Origin of the sequence: Pseudomonas sp. CJQ_9, from assembly GCF_043106615.1 — a bacterium.
GTDB lineage: Bacteria > Pseudomonadota > Gammaproteobacteria > Pseudomonadales > Pseudomonadaceae > Aquipseudomonas > Aquipseudomonas juntendi.
Genome location: NZ_JBICMS010000053.1, coordinates 50,813 through 68,753 on the forward strand (window position 1 = coordinate 50,813; position 17,941 = coordinate 68,753).

Consider the following 17,941-nt stretch of genomic DNA (forward strand, 5'->3'; position numbering starts at 1 on the left):
GGGCGAGCCTGCACACGGGCGCAGGTACCCGTCAGCCCAATGCTTCACGCACCTTCGGGTCCAGCCCCTCCCCGTCGTTGGCTGCAATCCACTCCAGCAGCTGCCTGCGCATGGCCGGCGTCCAGAAGCTTTGCAGATGCTGGCGTACCCCCTGCACGGCCAGCGCTCGGTTAGGCTCGCTATCGAAATAATGGGCAATCTGGTTAGCCATCTTGACCAGGCTGGCGCTGCTCATTGGCGTACCTCGGCTTTCTCCGCTGTGCGGCGCTCCTGCAGCAGGCGCCGCTGTTCGTCACTGAAGTCCTGATAGCGCTGCTGCCATTGCGAGGGCTGGAACACTTTGACCACCTCCACCGCCGTGACCTTGTACTCGGGGCAGTTGGTGGCCCAGTCGGAGTTGTCGGTGGTGATCACGTTGGCCCCCGACTCGGGGAAGTGGAACGTGGTGTACACCACCCCCGCGGCCACTCGCGCACTGACCTTGGCGCGCAGCACCGTCTGCCCGGCACGGCTGCCAATGCCAACCCAGTCGCCATCCTGGATACCCCGGCTTTCGGCATCGGTAGGGTGGATTTCCAGGCGGTCGGCGTCGTGCCAGGCCACGTTGCCGGTGCGCCGCGTCTGCGCGCCGACGTTGTACTGGCTGAGGATGCGCCCGGTGGTCAGCAACAACGGGTAGCGGCTGTTGACCTTTTCGTCGGTTGGCACATAGCCGGTAAGCATGAAGCGGCCCTTGCCCCGCACGAACTGGTCGATGTGCATGGTTGGCGTGCCATCCGGCGCCGCCTCGTTGCAGGGCCATTGCAGGCTGCCATGACGTTCGATTTCGGCGTAACTGACCCGGCGGAAGGTCGGGGTCAGGCGGGCGATTTCATCCATGATCTCGGACGGGTGGCGGTAGTGCATCGGGTAGCCCAGGGCGTCGGCCAGGGCGATGGTAGCTTCCCAGTCAGCCTTGCCGGCAAGCGGTTCCATGACCTTGCGCACCCGTGAAATACGCCGCTCGGCGTTGGTGAAGGTGCCGTCTTTTTCCAGGAACGAACTGCCTGGCAAAAACACATGGGCGAACTTGGCGGTTTCGTTGAGGAAGATGTCCTGTACCACCACGCACTCCATCGCGAGCAAGGCGGCCGTGACGTGCTGGGTGTTGGGGTCACTTTGGGCAATGTCTTCACCCTGGCAGTACAGCGCCTTGAAGCTGCCGTCCAGCGCTGCCTCGAACATGTTGGGAATACGCAGGCCCGGGTCGGGCTGCAAGGTCACGCCCCAGGCCTGCTCGAACTCTTCACGCACCGCTTGGTTGGAGATATGCCGGTAACCGGGCAACTCATGGGGGAACGAACCCATGTCGCACGAACCCTGCACGTTGTTCTGGCCGCGCAGTGGGTTGACCCCTACCCCTTCACGGCCGATGTTGCCGGTGGCCATGGCCAGGTTGGCGATGGCCATCACCGCGGTGCTGCCCTGGCTGTGCTCGGTCACCCCAAGGCCGTAATAGATGGCCGCATTACCGCCGGTGGCGTACAGCCGGGCGGCGGCGCGGATCTGCTCTGGCGCTACGCCACACACCGGGCCAAGCACTTGCGGGGCGTTCTCGGCACGGCTGACGAAGTCGCGCCAGCGGGCAAAGTCTTCGGTTTCGCAGCGGGCATCGATGAAGCCCTGGGCCAGCAGGCCCTCGGTGACGATCACATGGGCCAAGGCGTTGAGCATGGCCACGTTGGTGCCAGGGCGCAGTTGCAAGTGCAGCTCGGCACGGGCGTGCGGCGCGTCGACCAGGTCGATGCGCCGTGGGTCGATCACGATCAGCCGCGCGCCCTGGCGCAGGCGGCGCTTTAGCTGCGAGCCGAACACCGGGTGGGCGTCGGTAGGGTTGGCACCGATCACCAGTATCACGTCGGCCTGCATCACCGAGTCGAAGCTTTGCGTACCTGCCGACTCGCCGAGGGTCTGCTTCAGGCCATAACCGGTCGGTGAATGGCAGACCCGCGCACAGGTGTCGACGTTGTTGTTGCCGAACGCCGTACGCACCAGCTTCTGCACCAGGTACGCCTCTTCGTTGGTGCAGCGGCTGGAGGTAATGCCGCCAATGGAGTCACGCCCATACTTGAGCTGGATACGGCGCAATTCGCTGGCGGCGTAGTTCACCGCCTCGTCCCAGCTGACCTCTTGCCACGGGTCCTCCAGGCGCTTGCGGATCATCGGTTTGGTGATGCGGTCCGGGTGGGTCGCGTAGCCCCAGGCGAAACGCCCTTTGACACAGGCGTGGCCATGGTTGGCGCCGCCGTTCTTGTCCGGGACCATGCGCACCAGCTGGTCCCCTTTCATTTCTGCGCGGAACGAGCAGCCCACACCGCAGTAGGCACAGGTGGTGACCACCGAACGCTCGGGCTGGCCCAGTTGCACCAGGCTTTTTTCGGTCAGGGTCGCCGTTGGGCAGGCCTGCACACAGGCGCCGCACGACACGCACTCCGAAGCCAGGAAATTGTCCCCGCCGGCCGCCGCCACCCGCGACTCGAAACCACGCCCGGTGATGGTCAGGGCGAAGGTGCCCTGGATGTCCTCGCAGGCGCGCACGCAGCGGCTGCAGACAATGCACTTGCTCGGTTCATAGTCGAAATACGGGTTGGAAACGTCCTTTTTCTCCGCCAGGTGGTTGGCGCCTTCGTAGCCGTAGCGCACCTCGCGCAGGCCAACCTGGCCAGCCACGGTTTGCAGTTCGCAGTTGCCGTTGGCCGAACAGGTCAGGCAGTCCAGCGGGTGGTCGGAGATATACAGCTCCATCACGTTGCGGCGCAAGCCGGCCAGGCGCGGGGTTTCGGTGCGCACCACCATGCCTTCGCTGACCGGCGTGGTGCACGACGCCGGGTAGCCGCGCATGCCTTCGATTTCCACCATGCACATGCGGCACGAGCCAAAGGCTTCAAGGCTGTCGGTGGCACACAGTTTGGGGATGCTGGTGCCGAGCATGGCCGCGGCGCGCATCACCGAGGTGCCGGCCGGCACGCTGATGGCACGGCCATCGATGCTCAGGCTGACCTGCACGTCGCTGTCGCGAGCCGGGGTGCCCAGGTCGGTTTGCGGGTCGAAGAAGTTGATCACTGTGCGGCCTCCGTGGTGGTCAGCCCGAAATCGGCGGGGAAGTACTTGAGGGCGCTGGCGACCGGGTAGGCGGTCATGCCACCCATGGCGCACAGCGAACCGTACTGCATGGTGTCGCACAGGTCGCGCAGCAACAGGGCGTGGTCATGGCGCTCGCCCGTCTCGCTGCTGGCGATCAAGCGGTCGACCACCTCCATGCCCCGTGTCGAGCCGATGCGGCACGGGGTGCACTTGCCGCACGACTCCTCGGCGCAGAACTGCAAGGCAAAACGCGCCATGCTGGCCATGTTCAGGGTGTCGTCGGCGACCACCACACCGCCATGGCCGAGCATCGCGCCCATGGCGGCGAAGGCTTCATAGTCCAGCGGCGTGTCGAAGTGGCTGGGCGGCACCCAGGCGCCAAGCGGGCCCCCGACCTGCGCAGCTTTCAGCGGCCGGCCACTGGCCGTGCCGCCCCCGTAGCCCTCTACCAGCTCGCGCAGGGTCAGGCCAAAAGCCCGCTCCACCAGGCCACCGTGGCGCACATTGCCGGCCAGCTGGAACGGCATGGTCCCCAGTGAGCGGCCCATGCCGAAGTCTCGGTAGAACGCCGCGCCCTTGGCCAGGATGATCGGCACCGAGGCCAGGGTGAGCACGTTGTGCACCAATGTCGGCAAGCCGAACAGGCCTTGCAGCGCGGGCAGTGGCGGCTTGGCGCGGACGATGCCGCGCTTGCCCTCGATCGATTCGAGCAGTGCGGTTTCTTCACCACAGATGTAGGCGCCGGCCCCCACCCGTACCTGCAGCTCGAAGGCCCGGCCGCTACCGGCCACGTTGGCCCCCAGGTAACCGGCCGCGCGGGCGACGGCAAACGCCTGCTCGAGCACACGGATGGCGTCGGGGTATTCCGAGCGCACGTAGATGTAGCCCATGTCGGCGCCCACGGCGAGGCCGGCAATGATCATGCCTTCGATCAGCAGGAACGGGTCGCCCTCCATCAGCATGCGGTCGGCAAAGGTGCCGGAGTCGCCCTCGTCGGCATTGCACACCACGTACTTCTGGCCTGCGCCAGCGTCCCGCACGGTGCGCCACTTGATACCCGCCGGGAAGGCCGCCCCCCCGCGGCCGCGCAAGCCGGAGTCCAGCACGGCAGCGACCACTTCGGCGCCGTCCAGCGCTACCGCGGCTTCAAGGCCGGCGAAACCGCCGTGCGCCCGGTAGTCGTCCAGCGACAACGGGCGGGTAATGCCGGCGCGGGCAAACAGCAGCCGTTGCTGGGTCTTGAGGTAGGGGATGGCCTCGACCGGCCCAAGCGCCAGCGGGTGCTCGGCGGGCTCACCGGCCAGGGCATCGAGCAGCGCCGGCACGTCTTGTGCGGTAACCGGGCCAAAGCCGAGGCGGCCTTGCGCACTGTCGCACTCGACCAGCGGCTCCAGCCAGTACAGCCCACGCGAGCTGGTGCGCTGGATTTCCAGCGGCAACTGGCGCCGCTCGGCTTCGCGCTGGAAGGCCTCGGCGACCTGGTCGGCGCCCACGGCGCGGGCGACCGAATCACAGGCAATGAACAGCGTCAGCATGCTGCATCCTCCTGGCAGGCATTGACCAAGGCGCGCAAGCGCTCGGGGGTGAGCCGTGCGTGCACCTGGCCGTCGAGTTCCAACGCGGGAGAGCAGGCGCAGGCGCCCAGGCAGTACACCGGGCGCAGGCTGATGGCGCCGTCTGCGCTGGTGCCATGGTCGTCGAGTGCCAGCTGTTCACGCAGCTGCGCCGCGAGTGCTTCGGCGCCACGGCTCTGGCACGACTCGGCGCGGCACAGGCGCAAGGTATGGCGTGCCGGCGGCGCAGTGCGGAAATCATGATAGAAACTGATTACCCCACGCACCTCGGCCAGGCTGAGGTTGAGGGCATGGGCCAGTTCGGGAACGGCGGCATCGGGGATGTAGCCCAGGTCATGCTGGATAGCATGCAGCATCGGCAACAGGGCGCCCGGGGTGTCTTTGTCGCGCGCCAGAATGCGCTGGATAACGGGCAGTTGGAGCAATTCATCAGGCATACAGCGGACCTCGGCATCACGGACCCTGCCTGTTTTCTTGTAATGGCAGGTATCCAGCGTGTTCTGCTGCGGCACGCCGGCAACGTCACGGTTGCGCGATGGCGGCGGCCTCCTCGCTGACGGCCGCGCATCTGCGTGCGCTGGTCCGACGGCATCCTGCAAGCATGGCACTTATGCCGCCGAAGGGTTGCGTACGAGCGACCAGGCGCATCCTGAAACCGACGCTGGTCAGCCCTGGCCGTGGGCCTTGAGCTTGAGTTTTTCGGTATCGACGCGGACGAACACCGAGTCCGCCGTCACGGTCAGCACATCGCCAGCCCAGACTTCACAGATCACCCGGCTTTTGCGCCCTACTTCACCTTCTACCCGGGCCTTGAGCAGCAATTCGATGCCCATCGGGGTGGGTTTCAGGTAGGTCAAGCTGAGAGTGCCGGTCACGCAGTCGATGCGCGGCACGCTGCCCGGCGCGCGGCCTTCGTGCCGGTAGTGGTAGGCCATGGCGGTCCAGTTGGAATGGCAATCGACCAACATCGCCAGCAGGCCGCCGTAGACCAGGCCTGGCCAACCGCTGAAGGTGCTGTCCGGGGCATGCCTGCAGACCAGGTGGATACCATCGGCATGCCAATGGCTTTGCAGGTGCAACCCGCTGGGGTGGGAGCAACCGCAGCCGTAGCAGGTACCGTCTGGTGCCGCCATGGCCTGGAGGGAAAGGGGCTGGTCGTTCATACGCTTCCTGTGCTGATGAAAAAGGGGGCGCGCAACGCCCCCATTAAAGCAGAAACATCAGGCGGCCTGCGCAACCACGCGGCCGCGCCGCTGGGTCAGCGACACCAGCAGGATGAACACAGTCACCGCGGCGGTCATCAGTGTTTCGTAGCGGTAGGCATCGCTGAACAGCATGTAGCCCAGCACCATGACAATGGTGCCGATCACCAGCCAGGTAAGGTAGGGGAACAGCCACATTTTCAGCTCCAGCGGGCGCCCTTCGCGTTCGGCGCGCGCCCGCATGCGCAGCTGCGACACGGCGATCACCAGGTACACCAGCAACGCGATGGCACCGGTGGTAGACAACAGGAAGCCAAACACCTTGCCAGGGAATACATAGTTGACCAGGCAACCGGCGAAGCCTGCCAAGGTGGAGAACAGCACGGCCACGGTCGGCACCCCAGAGCCAGAAATGCGCTTGGTCATGCTCAGCGCCTGGCCACGCGCGCCCAGCGAATAGAGCATGCGCGAGGCTGTGTACAGGCCCGAGTTCATGCAGCTGGTCACTGCCACCAGCACCACCAGGTCGACCAGCAGCTTGGCCCCCGGCACGTTCAACACCTCCAGCACCCGCTGGAATGAACCGACCGCCTTCAACGCCGGGTCGTTCCAGGCCACCAGCGACACCACCAGGAAGATCGAGGCCAGGTAGAAGATGGCGATGCGGTAGACCACCAGGTTGGTGGCACGGCGGATCTTGTCTTTCGGGTTGGCGGTTTCGTCAGCGGCGATGGTGACGATTTCGGCACCGAAGAACGAGAAGATGGTGATCAGCACGCCACCCAGTACGGTGCCGAAGCCGTTGGGCATGAAGCCGCCATGGTCCCACAGGCGGCTGACCCCGGACACCTCGGCCAGCGGCCAGAAACCGAACACCGCCAGCCCGCTGACCACGATGAACGCAATGATCGCCACCACCTTGACCAAGGCGAACCAGTACTCGAACGCACCGAAGTTCTTCACGCTGACCAGGTTGGTGCCCGCCAGCACCAGCATGATCAGGAAGGCGAACAGCCACGAGGGCACGCCTGGGAAGTAGGCATGCAGGATGTCGGCGCCGGCGATGGCTTCGACCGGAATGATCAGCACCCAGAACCACCAGTACAGCCAGCCGATGGTAAACCCAGCCCACGGGCCGATGGCCTCGCTGGCATAGGTCGAGAACGAGCCGCTGTTGGGGTTGGCGATGGCCATTTCACCCAGCATGCGCATGACCAGCAGCACCAGCAAGCCGGTCATGGCGTAGGAGATGAGGATCGCCGGGCCAGCGGTGGCAATGGCATTGGACGAGCCGATGAACAGGCCGGCGCCGATGATGCCGGCGATGGAAATCATGGACACCTGGCGCGAGGTCAGGCCGTGCTGCAAGGAGCGCTGTTTCTTGTTGTCGTGAGAAGCCATGAAGAACCCTCGAATGGGTCGGCCGCGGCATGGCGGCTGAAGGTCGGAGCAGAATTCTTTTAAATTTCTGATGCGCGTTGTTGTTGTTTTGCAAAGACCGAAAGCGGGTAATGACCTCCTCTTCACATGACCGGTTGTCTTTGTTGATTCAGGTCAGTATTAATCTATAGGCCGGGGTCAACAAACGACCTTTTCGAAACACATGATTCCGTTTTGGAATGAACTCCTCACTTTTTTGCTCGGTATTCGCCCGTCATGTCCAAACGCCTGATGCCCTCGACCACCGCCCTTCAGTGTTTCGAAGCGGCCGCCCGCCACCTCAGCTTCACCCGTGCGGCGCAAGAGCTGCACCTGACCCAGAGCGCAGTCAGCAAGCAGGTGGCGCAGCTTGAAGACATGCTCTCGCACTCGCTGTTCCAGCGTATTCGCCGGCGCCTGCACCTGACCCCGGCCGGCGCCCTGTACCTCACCGAAGTGAACAAGATCCTCACCCAGATCGATATTTCCAGCCGCTACATCCTCAGCTATGGCGACGAAACCGAAGTGCTGCGCATCGCTACCCAGCCCACCTTCGGCGCGCGCTGGCTGGTGCCCAGGCTCAAGGGCTTCGGCGACCGCTACCCGCGTATTCACCTGGACATACGCAACGAGCTGGAGCCGTTCGACCTGGTCCAGGCCAAGGCCGACATCGCCTTTTTCTTCGGCCAGGGCACCTGGCCCGGGGCAACCTGCATCGAATTGTTCAGTGAAGAGGTCGTGCCGGTGTGCAGCCCGCAGCTACTGGCCAGCCACCCTTTCGACAGTGCCCAGGCACTGACCGAGCACCGCTTGTTGCAGTGCGTGTCGCGGCCCGAAGCTTGGCATGAGTGGTTCCTGGGGCTGGGCTTGCACAGCCAGAACAGCTACCACGGGCCGCGTTTCGACACCTTCTACCTGTGCATCCGCGCGGCCATCGCCGGTTGTGGCATCGCCCTGATCCCGCGCTACCTGGTGGCCGAGGAATTGAGCGAAGGCAAGCTGGTGGTGGCCTGGGACCACCCGGTGGCGAGCAATGGCCGGCACTTCATCGCGCATGCCGAACATGCCGCCGAAGTGCCCAAGATACGGGCTTTTGTGCAGTGGATACGGGAGCGGGTCGCTGAGGGGGATTGATTTGAATGGCGAAGTATCGGCCAGATCACGAATCCATGGAATGACCGCAATCGAATAATTCGTTTGCGGAATAACCTGCGAACACGTTTGGATAATAAGAAACTCGAACAAGGTCCGCGTGCACCATGAACCAGGAAAGTATCAGCCAATCAATTGCCATCGTTCACCCAATCACACTTTCCCATGGTCGCAATGCCGAAGTCTGGGACACTGACGGCAAACGTTACATCGACTTTGTCGGCGGTATCGGCGTGCTCAACCTGGGCCACTGCCACCCGGCCGTGGTCGAGGCCATCCAGGCCCAGGCCACCCGCCTCACTCACTATGCCTTCAACGCCGCCCCCCATGGTCCGTACCTGGCGCTGATGGAGCAACTGAGCCAGTTCGTACCGGTCAGCTACCCGCTGGCCGGCATGCTCACCAACAGCGGCGCGGAAGCCGCGGAAAACGCCCTGAAAGTGGCCCGAGGCGCCACCGGTAAACGGGCCATCGTCGCCTTCGACGGGGGCTTCCACGGCCGCACCCTGGCTACCCTGAACCTCAACGGCAAGGTCGCCCCGTACAAGCAACGGGTCGGCGAGCTGCCCGGGCCGGTCTACCACCTGCCCTACCCGAGCGCCGACACCGGGGTCACCTGCGAACAGGCACTCAAGGCCATGGACCGCCTGTTCAGCGTCGAGTTGGCCGTGGAAGACGTGGCGGCGTTCATTTTTGAGCCAGTGCAGGGAGAAGGTGGTTTCCTGGCCCTCGACCCGGCCTTCGCCCAGGCCCTGCGCCGCTTCTGCGACCAGCACGGCATCCTGATCATCATCGACGAGATCCAGTCAGGCTTTGGCCGCACCGGCCAGCGCTTCGCCTTCCCGCGCCTGGGGCTCGAGCCCGACCTGCTGTTGCTGGCCAAGAGCATTGCCGGGGGCATGCCCTTGGGTGCGGTGGTCGGGCGCAAGGACCTGATGGGGTCATTACCCAAGGGCGGCCTCGGCGGCACCTACTCGGGCAACCCCATTGCCTGTGCGGCAGCACTGGCCAGCCTGGCGCAGATGACCGACGAGAACGTGGCTACCTGGGGTGAGCGCCAGGAGCAGGCCATCGTCAGCCGCCACCAGCGTTGGACGGCCTCGGGCCGGTACCCGTTCATCGGGCGCCTGACCGGCGTGGGCGCCATGCGCGGGATTGAATTCGTCAATGCAGACGGCAGCCCGGCCCCGGCGCAACTGGCCAAGGTGCTGGGCGCGGCGCGCGCCAAAGGCCTGCTGCTGATGCCCAGCGGCAAGGCGCGGCACATCATTCGCCTGCTGGCACCGCTGACCATCGAGGCCGAGGTGCTCGAAGAAGGGCTGGATATCCTCGAGCAGTGCCTGGCGGAGTTGAACTGAGCGTTACAGGCCCAGTTCTGCCGGGGTGAGCATGTCGGACTCGAACGCGATCCAGCCGCCTTCGAGTTCGGCATGGCCATTGACGATCGGGCCGTAGTAGGTCAGGCCGTTCTCCAGGGTGACGCAAATGTGCGTGGCATTCTTTTCAGGCGCCGCGAGCGTACCGACGAAATGCACCTTTTTCAGGTTTTCGGTCACCGCCTCCAGGCCAACGCGCATATTGGGGTTCTCCGAGGCCTCGGTATCGCCCCCACGGTCCTCGGCGCTGATGGTGACGGTGGCGATGTACGGGTACTGGGTGCTCAAGCGGGGTTACCTCAATGGGTGGGTGGGCGTACGGGCGCGTAGAGTACGGCAGGCGTTGCCTGTTGTCTCTACTGGCCTCATCGCTGGCAAGTCAGCGCCCACAGGTATACAACCCTTGAATACGCTGCAGCCCCTGTGGGAGCGGGTTCACCCGCGAAGCGGCCAGCCCTGCAACAGGTGATCTGGCCGCCCCGATCTGTTAGGGTGCCCGCCGATGCACGCCACACCACACGAGGATCCCGAGTGAGCGCCGAAGAACCCCTGATCGCCGACCTGTTCGATGTCGACAAACGTCTGTCCCTCAAGCCGGTGGTGGACTTCAACAGCTACCTGCGCAACGCTTTCGGCGAGGGCCCGTGCCGCTGCCACCGCTGCGTCGAAGGTGCCGACCCCAGCACCTATAGCCACGCGCACACCTTCACCTTCGACGGCCGCCCGTGGCACCGCCGTTTCGCCAGCACCGCCGGCAGCGATGTGGCCCAGGTGCTGAAGAAAGCCTGGCTGTCCTATACCAAGGCTGACCTGAACCTGATCGGCGCGCTGGACCTGGCCACGCTCAAGACCTTCACCGAAGCCGGCCTGCACCCACGCTTGCTGGCCCTGCTACCGGCGTGTGGCCTGGCTCGCGAAGTGGATGGCCAGTGGCTGCTGCAGGCCCAGGCCGACTGACAGCCCGGCGGCACGGCAGGATTCCACGGGTCTGCTAACGTGGTGGAATCCGCCCAGCCGCAGGTAGTCCGCCATGGCCCGCACAACGCCCATCGAGCTGTACCGCAACATCGGCATCGTCGCCCACGTCGACGCCGGCAAGACCACGACCACCGAGCGAATCCTGTTCTACACCGGGGTCAACCACAAGATGGGCGAGGTGCACGATGGCGCCGCGACCATGGACTGGATGGCGCAGGAGCAAGAGCGCGGCATCACCATCACCTCGGCGGCGACCACGGCCTTCTGGCAAGGCTCGACCAAGCAGTTCGCCGACAAGTACCGGTTCAACATCATCGACACCCCCGGCCACGTCGACTTCACCATCGAGGTGGAACGCTCGCTGCGCGTACTTGATGGTGCCGTTGTGGTCTTCAGCGGCGCCGACGGCGTCGAGCCCCAGTCCGAGACGGTCTGGCGCCAGGCCAACAAGTACCATGTGCCGCGCCTGGCCTACATCAACAAGATGGATCGCCAGGGCGCCGACTTCCTGCGGGTGGTCAAACAGATCGACCAGCGCCTGGGCCACCACCCGGTGCCAATCCAGCTGGCGATTGGCAGTGAAGAGCATTTCATCGGCCAGATCGACCTGGTAAAGATGAAAGCTATCTACTGGAACGATGCCGATAACGGCACCAGTTATCGCGAAGAAGAGATACCTGCCGAGCTCAAGGTGCTGGCCGATGAATGGCGCGCGAAGATGGTGGAAGCCGCGGCTGAGGCCGATGACGAACTGACTGAGAAGTTTGTTGAAGGCGAAGCGCTGAGCATCGACGAAATCAAGGCCGGCCTGCGCAAACGCACCCTGAACAACGAAATCGTACCCACCATCCTCGGCTCCTCGTTCAAGAACAAGGGCGTGCCGCTGATGCTCGATGCGGTGATCGATTACCTGCCTGCCCCGTCGGAAATCCCGGCAATCAAGGGCACCGACCCCGACGACGAAAACAAGCACCTGGAACGCCACGCCGACGACAAGGAGCCGTTCTCGGCCCTGGCCTTCAAGATCGCCACCGACCCGTTCGTCGGCACCCTGACCTTCGCCCGGGTGTACTCCGGGGTGCTCAGCTCCGGCAATGCCGTGCTCAACTCGGTCAAAGGCAAGAAAGAGCGCATCGGCCGCATGGTGCAGATGCACGCCAACCAGCGCGCGGAGATCAAGGACGTATGCGCCGGTGACATCGCTGCGCTGATTGGCATGAAGGACGTGACCACCGGCGACACCCTGTGCGACATGGACAAGCCGATCATCCTTGAGCGCATGGACTTCCCCGACCCGGTGATCTCCGTAGCCGTGGAACCGAAAACCAAGGCCGACCAGGAAAAAATGGGCATCGCCCTGGGCAAGCTGGCCCAGGAAGACCCGTCATTCCGGGTGCGCACCGACGAAGAAACCGGCCAGACGATCATCTCCGGCATGGGCGAGTTGCACCTGGACATCATCGTCGACCGCATGCGCCGTGAATTCAACGTCGAGGCCAATATCGGCAAACCGCAGGTGGCCTACCGCGAGAAAATCCGCAATACCTGCGAGATCGAGGGCCGCTTCGTCCGCCAGTCCGGCGGCCGCGGCCAGTACGGGCATTGCTGGATCCGCTTCGCCCCCGGTGACGAAGGCAAGGAAGGCCTGGAATTCGTCAACGAGATCGTCGGCGGCGTGGTGCCCCGCGAATACATCCCGGCGATCCAGAAGGGTATCGAAGAACAGATGAAGAACGGCGTGCTGGCCGGCTACCCGCTGATCAACCTGAAGGCAGCGGTGTATGACGGCTCGTACCACGATGTGGACTCCAACGAGATGGCCTACAAGATCGCAGCGTCGATGGCCACCAAGCAGCTGTCGCAAAAAGGCGGCGCGGTACTGCTGGAGCCGGTGATGAAGGTGGAAGTGGTCACCCCCGAGGAATACCAGGGCGATATCCTGGGCGACCTGAGCCGGCGCCGGGGCATGATCCAGGACGGCGACGAAACCCCGGCGGGCAAGGTGATCCGCGCCGAGGTGCCGTTGGGCGAAATGTTCGGCTACGCCACTTCGATGCGCTCGATGACCCAGGGCCGGGCCAGCTTCTCGATGGAGTTCACCCGCTATGCCGAGGCTCCAGCCAGCATTGCCGATGGCATCGTCAAGAAGAACCGTGGGGAGTGATTCATTCCCCTGTGCCAGCCTCTTCGCGGGCACGCCCGCCCCCACAGGGACAGCTCCTGCGCCATTGCTGTGGGAGCGGGCATGCCCGCGAAGAGGCCAGCACAGACAATAACCTTTCTCAGTGCTGCTCCCCTGCCCGCTTCAACAGCTTCTTGCACCGCTCCGACAAATGCACCACGCGCAGGTGCTTGCCCGCCTTAGCATAGCGCTCGCGCAAGGTCTGCAGTGCGGCAACCGCCGAATAATCGACAAAGCTCAAGTGCTGGCAGTCCAGCGTGACCTGGGCCGGGTCGCTGGCGGCATCGAACTGGTCGAGAAATGAAGTGGTCGAGGCGAAGAACAGCGTGCCATGCACTTGATAGCGTTTGCTGCCATCGGCGTCTTCATGGCTGTCGGCGTACAACTCCCGGGCATGCTGCCAGGCAAAGTTCAGCGCCGCGATCACGATGCCGAACAGCACTGCCATGGCCAGGTCGGTAAACACCGTGACCACGGTCACCGCGATGATCGCCAGTACATCGTTGACCGGCACCTTGTGCAACACCCGCAAGGACGCCCAGGCAAACGTCTGCTGGGCCACCACGAACATCACGCCAACCAGCGCCGCCAACGGAATACGCTCGATCAACGGCGACAGGAACAACACGAACAGCAGAATCATCACCCCGGCTACCACACCCGACAGCCGGCCACGGCCATTGGAGCTGAGGTTGATCACCGTTTGCCCGATCATCGCGCAACCCCCCATGCCACCGCACAGGCCCGACACCATGTTCGCGGCGCCCAATGCCACGCACTCGCGGTCCGGGTAGCCGCGGCTTTCGGTGATTTCGTCGGTCAGGTTCAGCGTGAGCAGGGTTTCCAGCAAGCCGACCATGGCCATCAGCACCGCGTAGGGGGCGATGATCTTGAGGGTTTCCAGGTTCCACGGTACATCCGGCAGCGCCAGCCCCGGCAGGCCGCCAGCGATGTGCGCCATATCGCCCAAGGTGCGGGTGGGCAAGCCGAGCAGGTACACCAGCAAGCCAACGCCGAGAATCGCCACCAATGCCGGCGGTACGGCGCGGGTGAGCTTCGGCAATAGGTAGACCACCGCCATGGTCAGCGCCACCAGGCCGATCATCAGGTACAGCGGCGTACCACTTAGCCAGTGCTCACCGTTTTTGAAATGCTCCAGCTGGGCCATGGCAATGACAATGGCCAGGCCGTTGACGAAGCCCAGCATGACCGGGTACGGCACCAGGCGCACCAGCTTGCCTAGGCGCAGCAGGCCGAAAAGAATCATCACCACCCCGCCCAGCAGCACCGTTGCCAGCAGGTACTGCGCGCCGTGCTGCACCACCAGCGCCACGATCACCACCGCCATAGAGCCGGCAGCCCCGGATATCATCCCCGGCCGACCGCCGAACAGTGCGGTCAAGGTACAAATGATGAACGCCCCGTACAGGCCCATCAGCGGGTTTAGGTGGGCGACCAGGGCAAAGGCGATGCACTCGGGCACCAAGGCGAACGAAGTGGTCAGGCCGGCGAGCAGGTCGGCGCGAAGTCGGGCGGGTTTCATGGGCATCCTGTAATTAGCCGGACAACAGCCTGGGGCACTTGTACGGCCTTTAGAGCGGGCAAAATTCTGAGGCGGGATGTTACGGAATTTGTCTGACAGCAGCCACCGCGCAATGTAGCCGAAGGGCTCTCAGGCTGCCTGGCAGGGCCTGTGGAGGGCGATTATCTGCAATTATCTCGCTGACTATAATTTATAGTTTACTGGATAAAGCCAGGATAAAAGGCAGTTTTTTGATGTGCATCCAGCACAGGCAGGACGCCTTTGCCATCATGGCAACCCCACCTGCGGAGATCATGGACATGCCGCTACGCCCCCTATGCGCCGCCCTGCTGCTGGCCGCCAGCCTCACCGCCCAGGCCGCCACCGAGGTATTGCCGCTGCAGCACCGCAGCAGTGCCGAACTGCTGCCTGCCGCACAGGCATTCATCGCCAAAGACGGCACGGTCAGCGCCTTCGAGAACAAGTTGATCGTCAACGCCAGCCCGGCACGCATCGATGACTTGCGCGCCCTGCTGCAACAGCTCGACACCCTGCCCAAACGCCTGCTGATCAGCGTGGACAACACCGACAGCAACTTCCAGGACAACCGGGGCAACGGCCGGGTCATTCGCTACGGCACCAGCAACCGCGACGGGGGCATGCAGCAAGTACAGGCCAGCGAAGGCCAGCCGGCGCTCATCCAGGTGGGCCAGAGCATTCCGGTTACCAGCACCAGCACCGACAGCTACGGGCGTATCCAGAGCAACACCGAATACCGCAACGTGACCCAGGGTTTCTATGTAACCCCAAGCGTGAGTGGCGATACGGTTCGCCTGCAAATCAGTAGCAATAATGACCGCATCAGCAACGAACGTGCAGATGTAGTGAAAGTGCAAAGCACCGACACAACCATCACGGGCAAGCTCGGCGAGTGGCTCCCACTGGCAGGCTACAACCAGCAGAGCCAAGCCGAGCGCAGCCCCGCCAACCGCAGTTACAGCACCCAGCGCGGTGAAAACATGACTGTGCGGGTAAAAGTCGACGTTCTGGACTGATCCTAGGCAATTCAAGGCCTCGACCAAAGGCCTTGAAACTGACTGACAAGTCGTATTAGACCAAAGATGTAGTAAGCACAAAAAACCACTACAAAACATTTGACAGGGTGTTTTTCCCAAGGGCATGATGGCCTCGCTCCCGCTAATCAGGGGCCCTGGCAAGGGCCTTCGAGGCGCGCTCCTCCCACCCCCGGAGGCGCCTTGTGTCTATACGGCCCACAAGGCGGTTCGACGGGATTGCGACTGCAACGAAGAAGTTGTCCCGAGGGACGGAAGCGCATCACCGCAGTACTGGCAATCGCGTAGCACCGCAGTTAGGCATCCACGAGCCGATCTGCCGGGGCGCCCTTCGCCTGGCCTGCACTCTCCTTCCCCTTCGAGCCTTCGCGTTCGCCGCCGCACGCCTGCGAACAGGACAGCCGCCAGGCACCTGATCTGCTCCGAGCATCAGCACAATTAACTCAAGATCGATGCGACGAGGTTTATTTCCATGGCACTGACACGCGAACAGCAAATTGCAGCCCTCGAGAAAGACTGGGCCGAGAACCCGCGCTGGAAAGGCGTGACCCGTACCTACACCGCCGCTGATGTCGTTCGCCTGCGTGGCTCCGTGCAACCCGAGCACACCTTTGCCCGCCAGGGTGCAGAAAAACTGTGGAAGCTGGTCACCGAAGGTGCCCACCCGTCCTTCCGCCCCGAGAAAGACTTCGTCAACTGCATGGGCGCCCTGACCGGCGGCCAGGCAGTCCAGCAGGTAAAAGCCGGCATCCAGGCTATCTACCTGTCCGGCTGGCAGGTTGCCGCCGACAACAACTCGGCCGAGTCCATGTACCCGGACCAGTCGCTGTACCCGGTCGACTCGGTACCCACCGTGGTCAAGCGCATCAACAATGCGTTCCGCCGCGCTGACCAGATCCAGTGGAAAGCGGGCAAGAACCCAGGCGACGACGGCTACATCGACTACTTCGCCCCGATCGTGGCCGACGCCGAAGCCGGTTTCGGCGGCGTGCTGAATGCCTACGAGCTGATGAAGAACATGATCGAGGCCGGCGCCGCCGGCGTGCACTTCGAAGACCAGCTGGCCTCGGTGAAAAAATGCGGCCACATGGGTGGCAAGGTACTGGTCCCCACCCAGGAAGCCGTGCAGAAGCTGGTGGCCGCGCGCCTGGCTGCTGACGTGTCGGGTGTGCCGACCATCATCCTGGCCCGCACCGACGCCAACGCCGCCGATTTGCTGACCAGCGACTGCGACCCTTACGACCAGCCATTCGTGATTGGCGAGCGCACCCGTGAAGGCTTCTATAAAGTGCGCGCCGGCCTCGACCAGGCCATCGCCCGCGGCCTGGCCTACGCGCCGTATGCCGACCTGATCTGGTGCGAGACTGCTAAACCGGACCTGGACGAAGCCCGCCGCTTCGCCGAAGCGATCAAGAAGGAGTACCCGGACCAGATCCTGTCGTACAACTGCTCGCCTTCCTTCAACTGGAAGAAGAACCTGGACGACGCCACCATTGCCAAGTTCCAGCGCGAACTGTCGGCCATGGGCTACAAACACCAGTTCATCACCCTGGCCGGCATCCACAACATGTGGCACGGCATGTTCAACCTGGCGCACGACTACGCCCGCAACGACATGACCGCCTATGTGAAGCTGCAAGAGCAGGAATTCGCTGACGCCAGCAAGGGTTACACCTTCGTCGCGCACCAGCAGGAAGTGGGCACTGGCTACTTCGACGACATGACCACCGTGATTCAGGGCGGGGCATCGTCGGTGACTGCCCTGACGGGTTCGACCGAAGAAGAGCAATTCCACTGATAGTGGCTTGCGGTTGAACGAAGGCCCGGCGCTTGTAAAAGCGCCGGGCCTTCGTTTTTGCCGGTACCGGCCCTTTCGCGGATGAACCCTGTAGGAGCGGCCTTGTGTCGCGAAAGGGGTGCGTAGCGCCCCCGGGATCTGTGCGCCACCGCAAAATTGCCGGGGCCGCTCTGCGGCCCTTTCGCGACACAAGGCCGCTCCTACAGACGAATCGCGCCTATCAAGGGTGCTTCTGTGCTGCATGCCAGTTCAGCTTGCCGGCTCCCCATTTGTTTCGGACCAGTCCATCCTGGGCCAGCGCATGCGACCGCCTAGTACATACGGCGCGGTATCGAGCCATGCGCCAGAGGGGGCGCGCGCAAATCACACAGGCATCATTGGCCCGAAACAGATGTGGGAGCCGGCTTGCCGGCGATGCGCCGCGCGGGCGGCGCTCGGTCTCACAGGCGCTGCATTCCTTTCGCCATACAAATGGCAGCCCTCACGCGACCCAACGGCAGCCCCAACAAACCCCATAATCAGGTCTATGTTGAGGCAGCAAA

The 17,941-nt window shown here is 63.7% G+C and carries 14 protein-coding genes; 6 read left to right on the plus strand and 8 right to left on the minus strand.

Annotated elements, in window-relative coordinates; translation table 11 throughout:
• Positions 1–31: 31 nt before the first annotated feature.
• The 6 genes from ACF8SD_RS09145 to ACF8SD_RS09170 form a co-directional block, all read right to left on the minus strand.
• The gene (locus ACF8SD_RS09145; protein ID WP_009684206.1) at positions 32–235 is read right to left on the minus strand and encodes a formate dehydrogenase subunit delta; all 204 of its coding nucleotides are present in this window, start codon (positions 233–235) and stop codon (positions 32–34) included.
• Positions 232–3,102: a formate dehydrogenase subunit alpha gene (gene fdhF / locus ACF8SD_RS09150; RefSeq protein ID WP_173890186.1), complete on the minus strand. Its 2,871-nt coding sequence runs from the start codon at positions 3,100–3,102 to the stop codon at positions 232–234. The genes ACF8SD_RS09145 and fdhF overlap by 4 nt, the downstream gene beginning before the upstream one ends.
• On the minus strand, positions 3,099–4,658 hold the full coding sequence (locus ACF8SD_RS09155; protein WP_173890188.1) for an NADH-quinone oxidoreductase subunit NuoF: 1,560 nt from the start codon (positions 4,656–4,658) through the stop codon (positions 3,099–3,101). Before ACF8SD_RS09155 ends, fdhF begins: the two co-directional genes overlap by 4 nt.
• Positions 4,652–5,134 (minus strand): formate dehydrogenase subunit gamma, encoded by a 483-nt coding sequence (locus ACF8SD_RS09160; RefSeq protein WP_173890190.1) that lies wholly within the window; start codon positions 5,132–5,134, stop codon positions 4,652–4,654. The genes ACF8SD_RS09155 and ACF8SD_RS09160 overlap by 7 nt, the downstream gene beginning before the upstream one ends.
• Positions 5,135–5,362: 228 nt before the next feature.
• Positions 5,363–5,860 (minus strand): PaaI family thioesterase, encoded by a 498-nt coding sequence (locus ACF8SD_RS09165; RefSeq protein WP_173890192.1) that lies wholly within the window; start codon positions 5,858–5,860, stop codon positions 5,363–5,365.
• Positions 5,861–5,917: 57 nt separating this feature from the next.
• Positions 5,918–7,300, minus strand: coding sequence for an amino acid permease (locus ACF8SD_RS09170; RefSeq protein ID WP_009684211.1), 1,383 nt, complete (start codon positions 7,298–7,300; stop codon positions 5,918–5,920).
• A 255-nt stretch (positions 7,301–7,555) separates the two neighbouring features.
• On the opposite strand from ACF8SD_RS09170, the gene gcvA reads away from it, so the two are divergent.
• Positions 7,556–8,452 carry a transcriptional regulator GcvA gene (gcvA, locus tag ACF8SD_RS09175; protein WP_392484283.1) on the plus strand — a complete coding sequence of 299 codons (897 nt, stop codon included), beginning with the start codon at positions 7,556–7,558 and terminating at the stop codon, positions 8,450–8,452.
• 125 nt (positions 8,453–8,577) lie between these two features.
• Positions 8,578–9,828 carry an aspartate aminotransferase family protein gene (locus tag ACF8SD_RS09180; RefSeq protein ID WP_392484284.1) on the plus strand — a complete coding sequence of 417 codons (1,251 nt, stop codon included), beginning with the start codon at positions 8,578–8,580 and terminating at the stop codon, positions 9,826–9,828.
• A gap of 3 nt (positions 9,829–9,831) precedes the next feature.
• Here ACF8SD_RS09180 and ACF8SD_RS09185 read toward each other — a convergent pair whose 3' ends face one another.
• A complete protein-coding gene (locus ACF8SD_RS09185; RefSeq protein WP_173890196.1) occupies positions 9,832–10,134 on the minus strand; it encodes a hypothetical protein in 303 nt (100 codons plus the stop codon).
• A 243-nt stretch (positions 10,135–10,377) separates the two neighbouring features.
• On the opposite strand from ACF8SD_RS09185, the gene ACF8SD_RS09190 reads away from it, so the two are divergent.
• Positions 10,378–10,803: a hypothetical protein gene (locus tag ACF8SD_RS09190; RefSeq protein WP_009684215.1), complete on the plus strand. Its 426-nt coding sequence runs from the start codon at positions 10,378–10,380 to the stop codon at positions 10,801–10,803.
• Between the two features lie 73 nt (positions 10,804–10,876).
• The gene (fusA, locus tag ACF8SD_RS09195) at positions 10,877–12,988 is read left to right on the plus strand and encodes an elongation factor G (RefSeq protein WP_173890199.1); all 2,112 of its coding nucleotides are present in this window, start codon (positions 10,877–10,879) and stop codon (positions 12,986–12,988) included.
• 118 nt (positions 12,989–13,106) lie between these two features.
• On the opposite strand, the gene ACF8SD_RS09200 is transcribed toward fusA, so the two are convergent.
• Positions 13,107–14,549 carry a SulP family inorganic anion transporter gene (locus tag ACF8SD_RS09200; protein WP_173890201.1) on the minus strand — a complete coding sequence of 481 codons (1,443 nt, stop codon included), beginning with the start codon at positions 14,547–14,549 and terminating at the stop codon, positions 13,107–13,109.
• Positions 14,550–14,818: 269 nt separating this feature from the next.
• On the opposite strand from ACF8SD_RS09200, the gene ACF8SD_RS09205 reads away from it, so the two are divergent.
• Both ACF8SD_RS09205 and aceA read left to right on the plus strand, forming a co-directional pair.
• The gene (locus tag ACF8SD_RS09205; protein WP_173890203.1) at positions 14,819–15,583 is read left to right on the plus strand and encodes a secretin N-terminal domain-containing protein; all 765 of its coding nucleotides are present in this window, start codon (positions 14,819–14,821) and stop codon (positions 15,581–15,583) included.
• A 490-nt stretch (positions 15,584–16,073) separates the two neighbouring features.
• Complete coding sequence (gene aceA, locus ACF8SD_RS09210) at positions 16,074–17,399, plus strand: isocitrate lyase (protein WP_054913919.1); 1,326 nt, start codon at positions 16,074–16,076, stop codon at positions 17,397–17,399.
• Positions 17,400–17,941 lie beyond the last annotated feature (542 nt).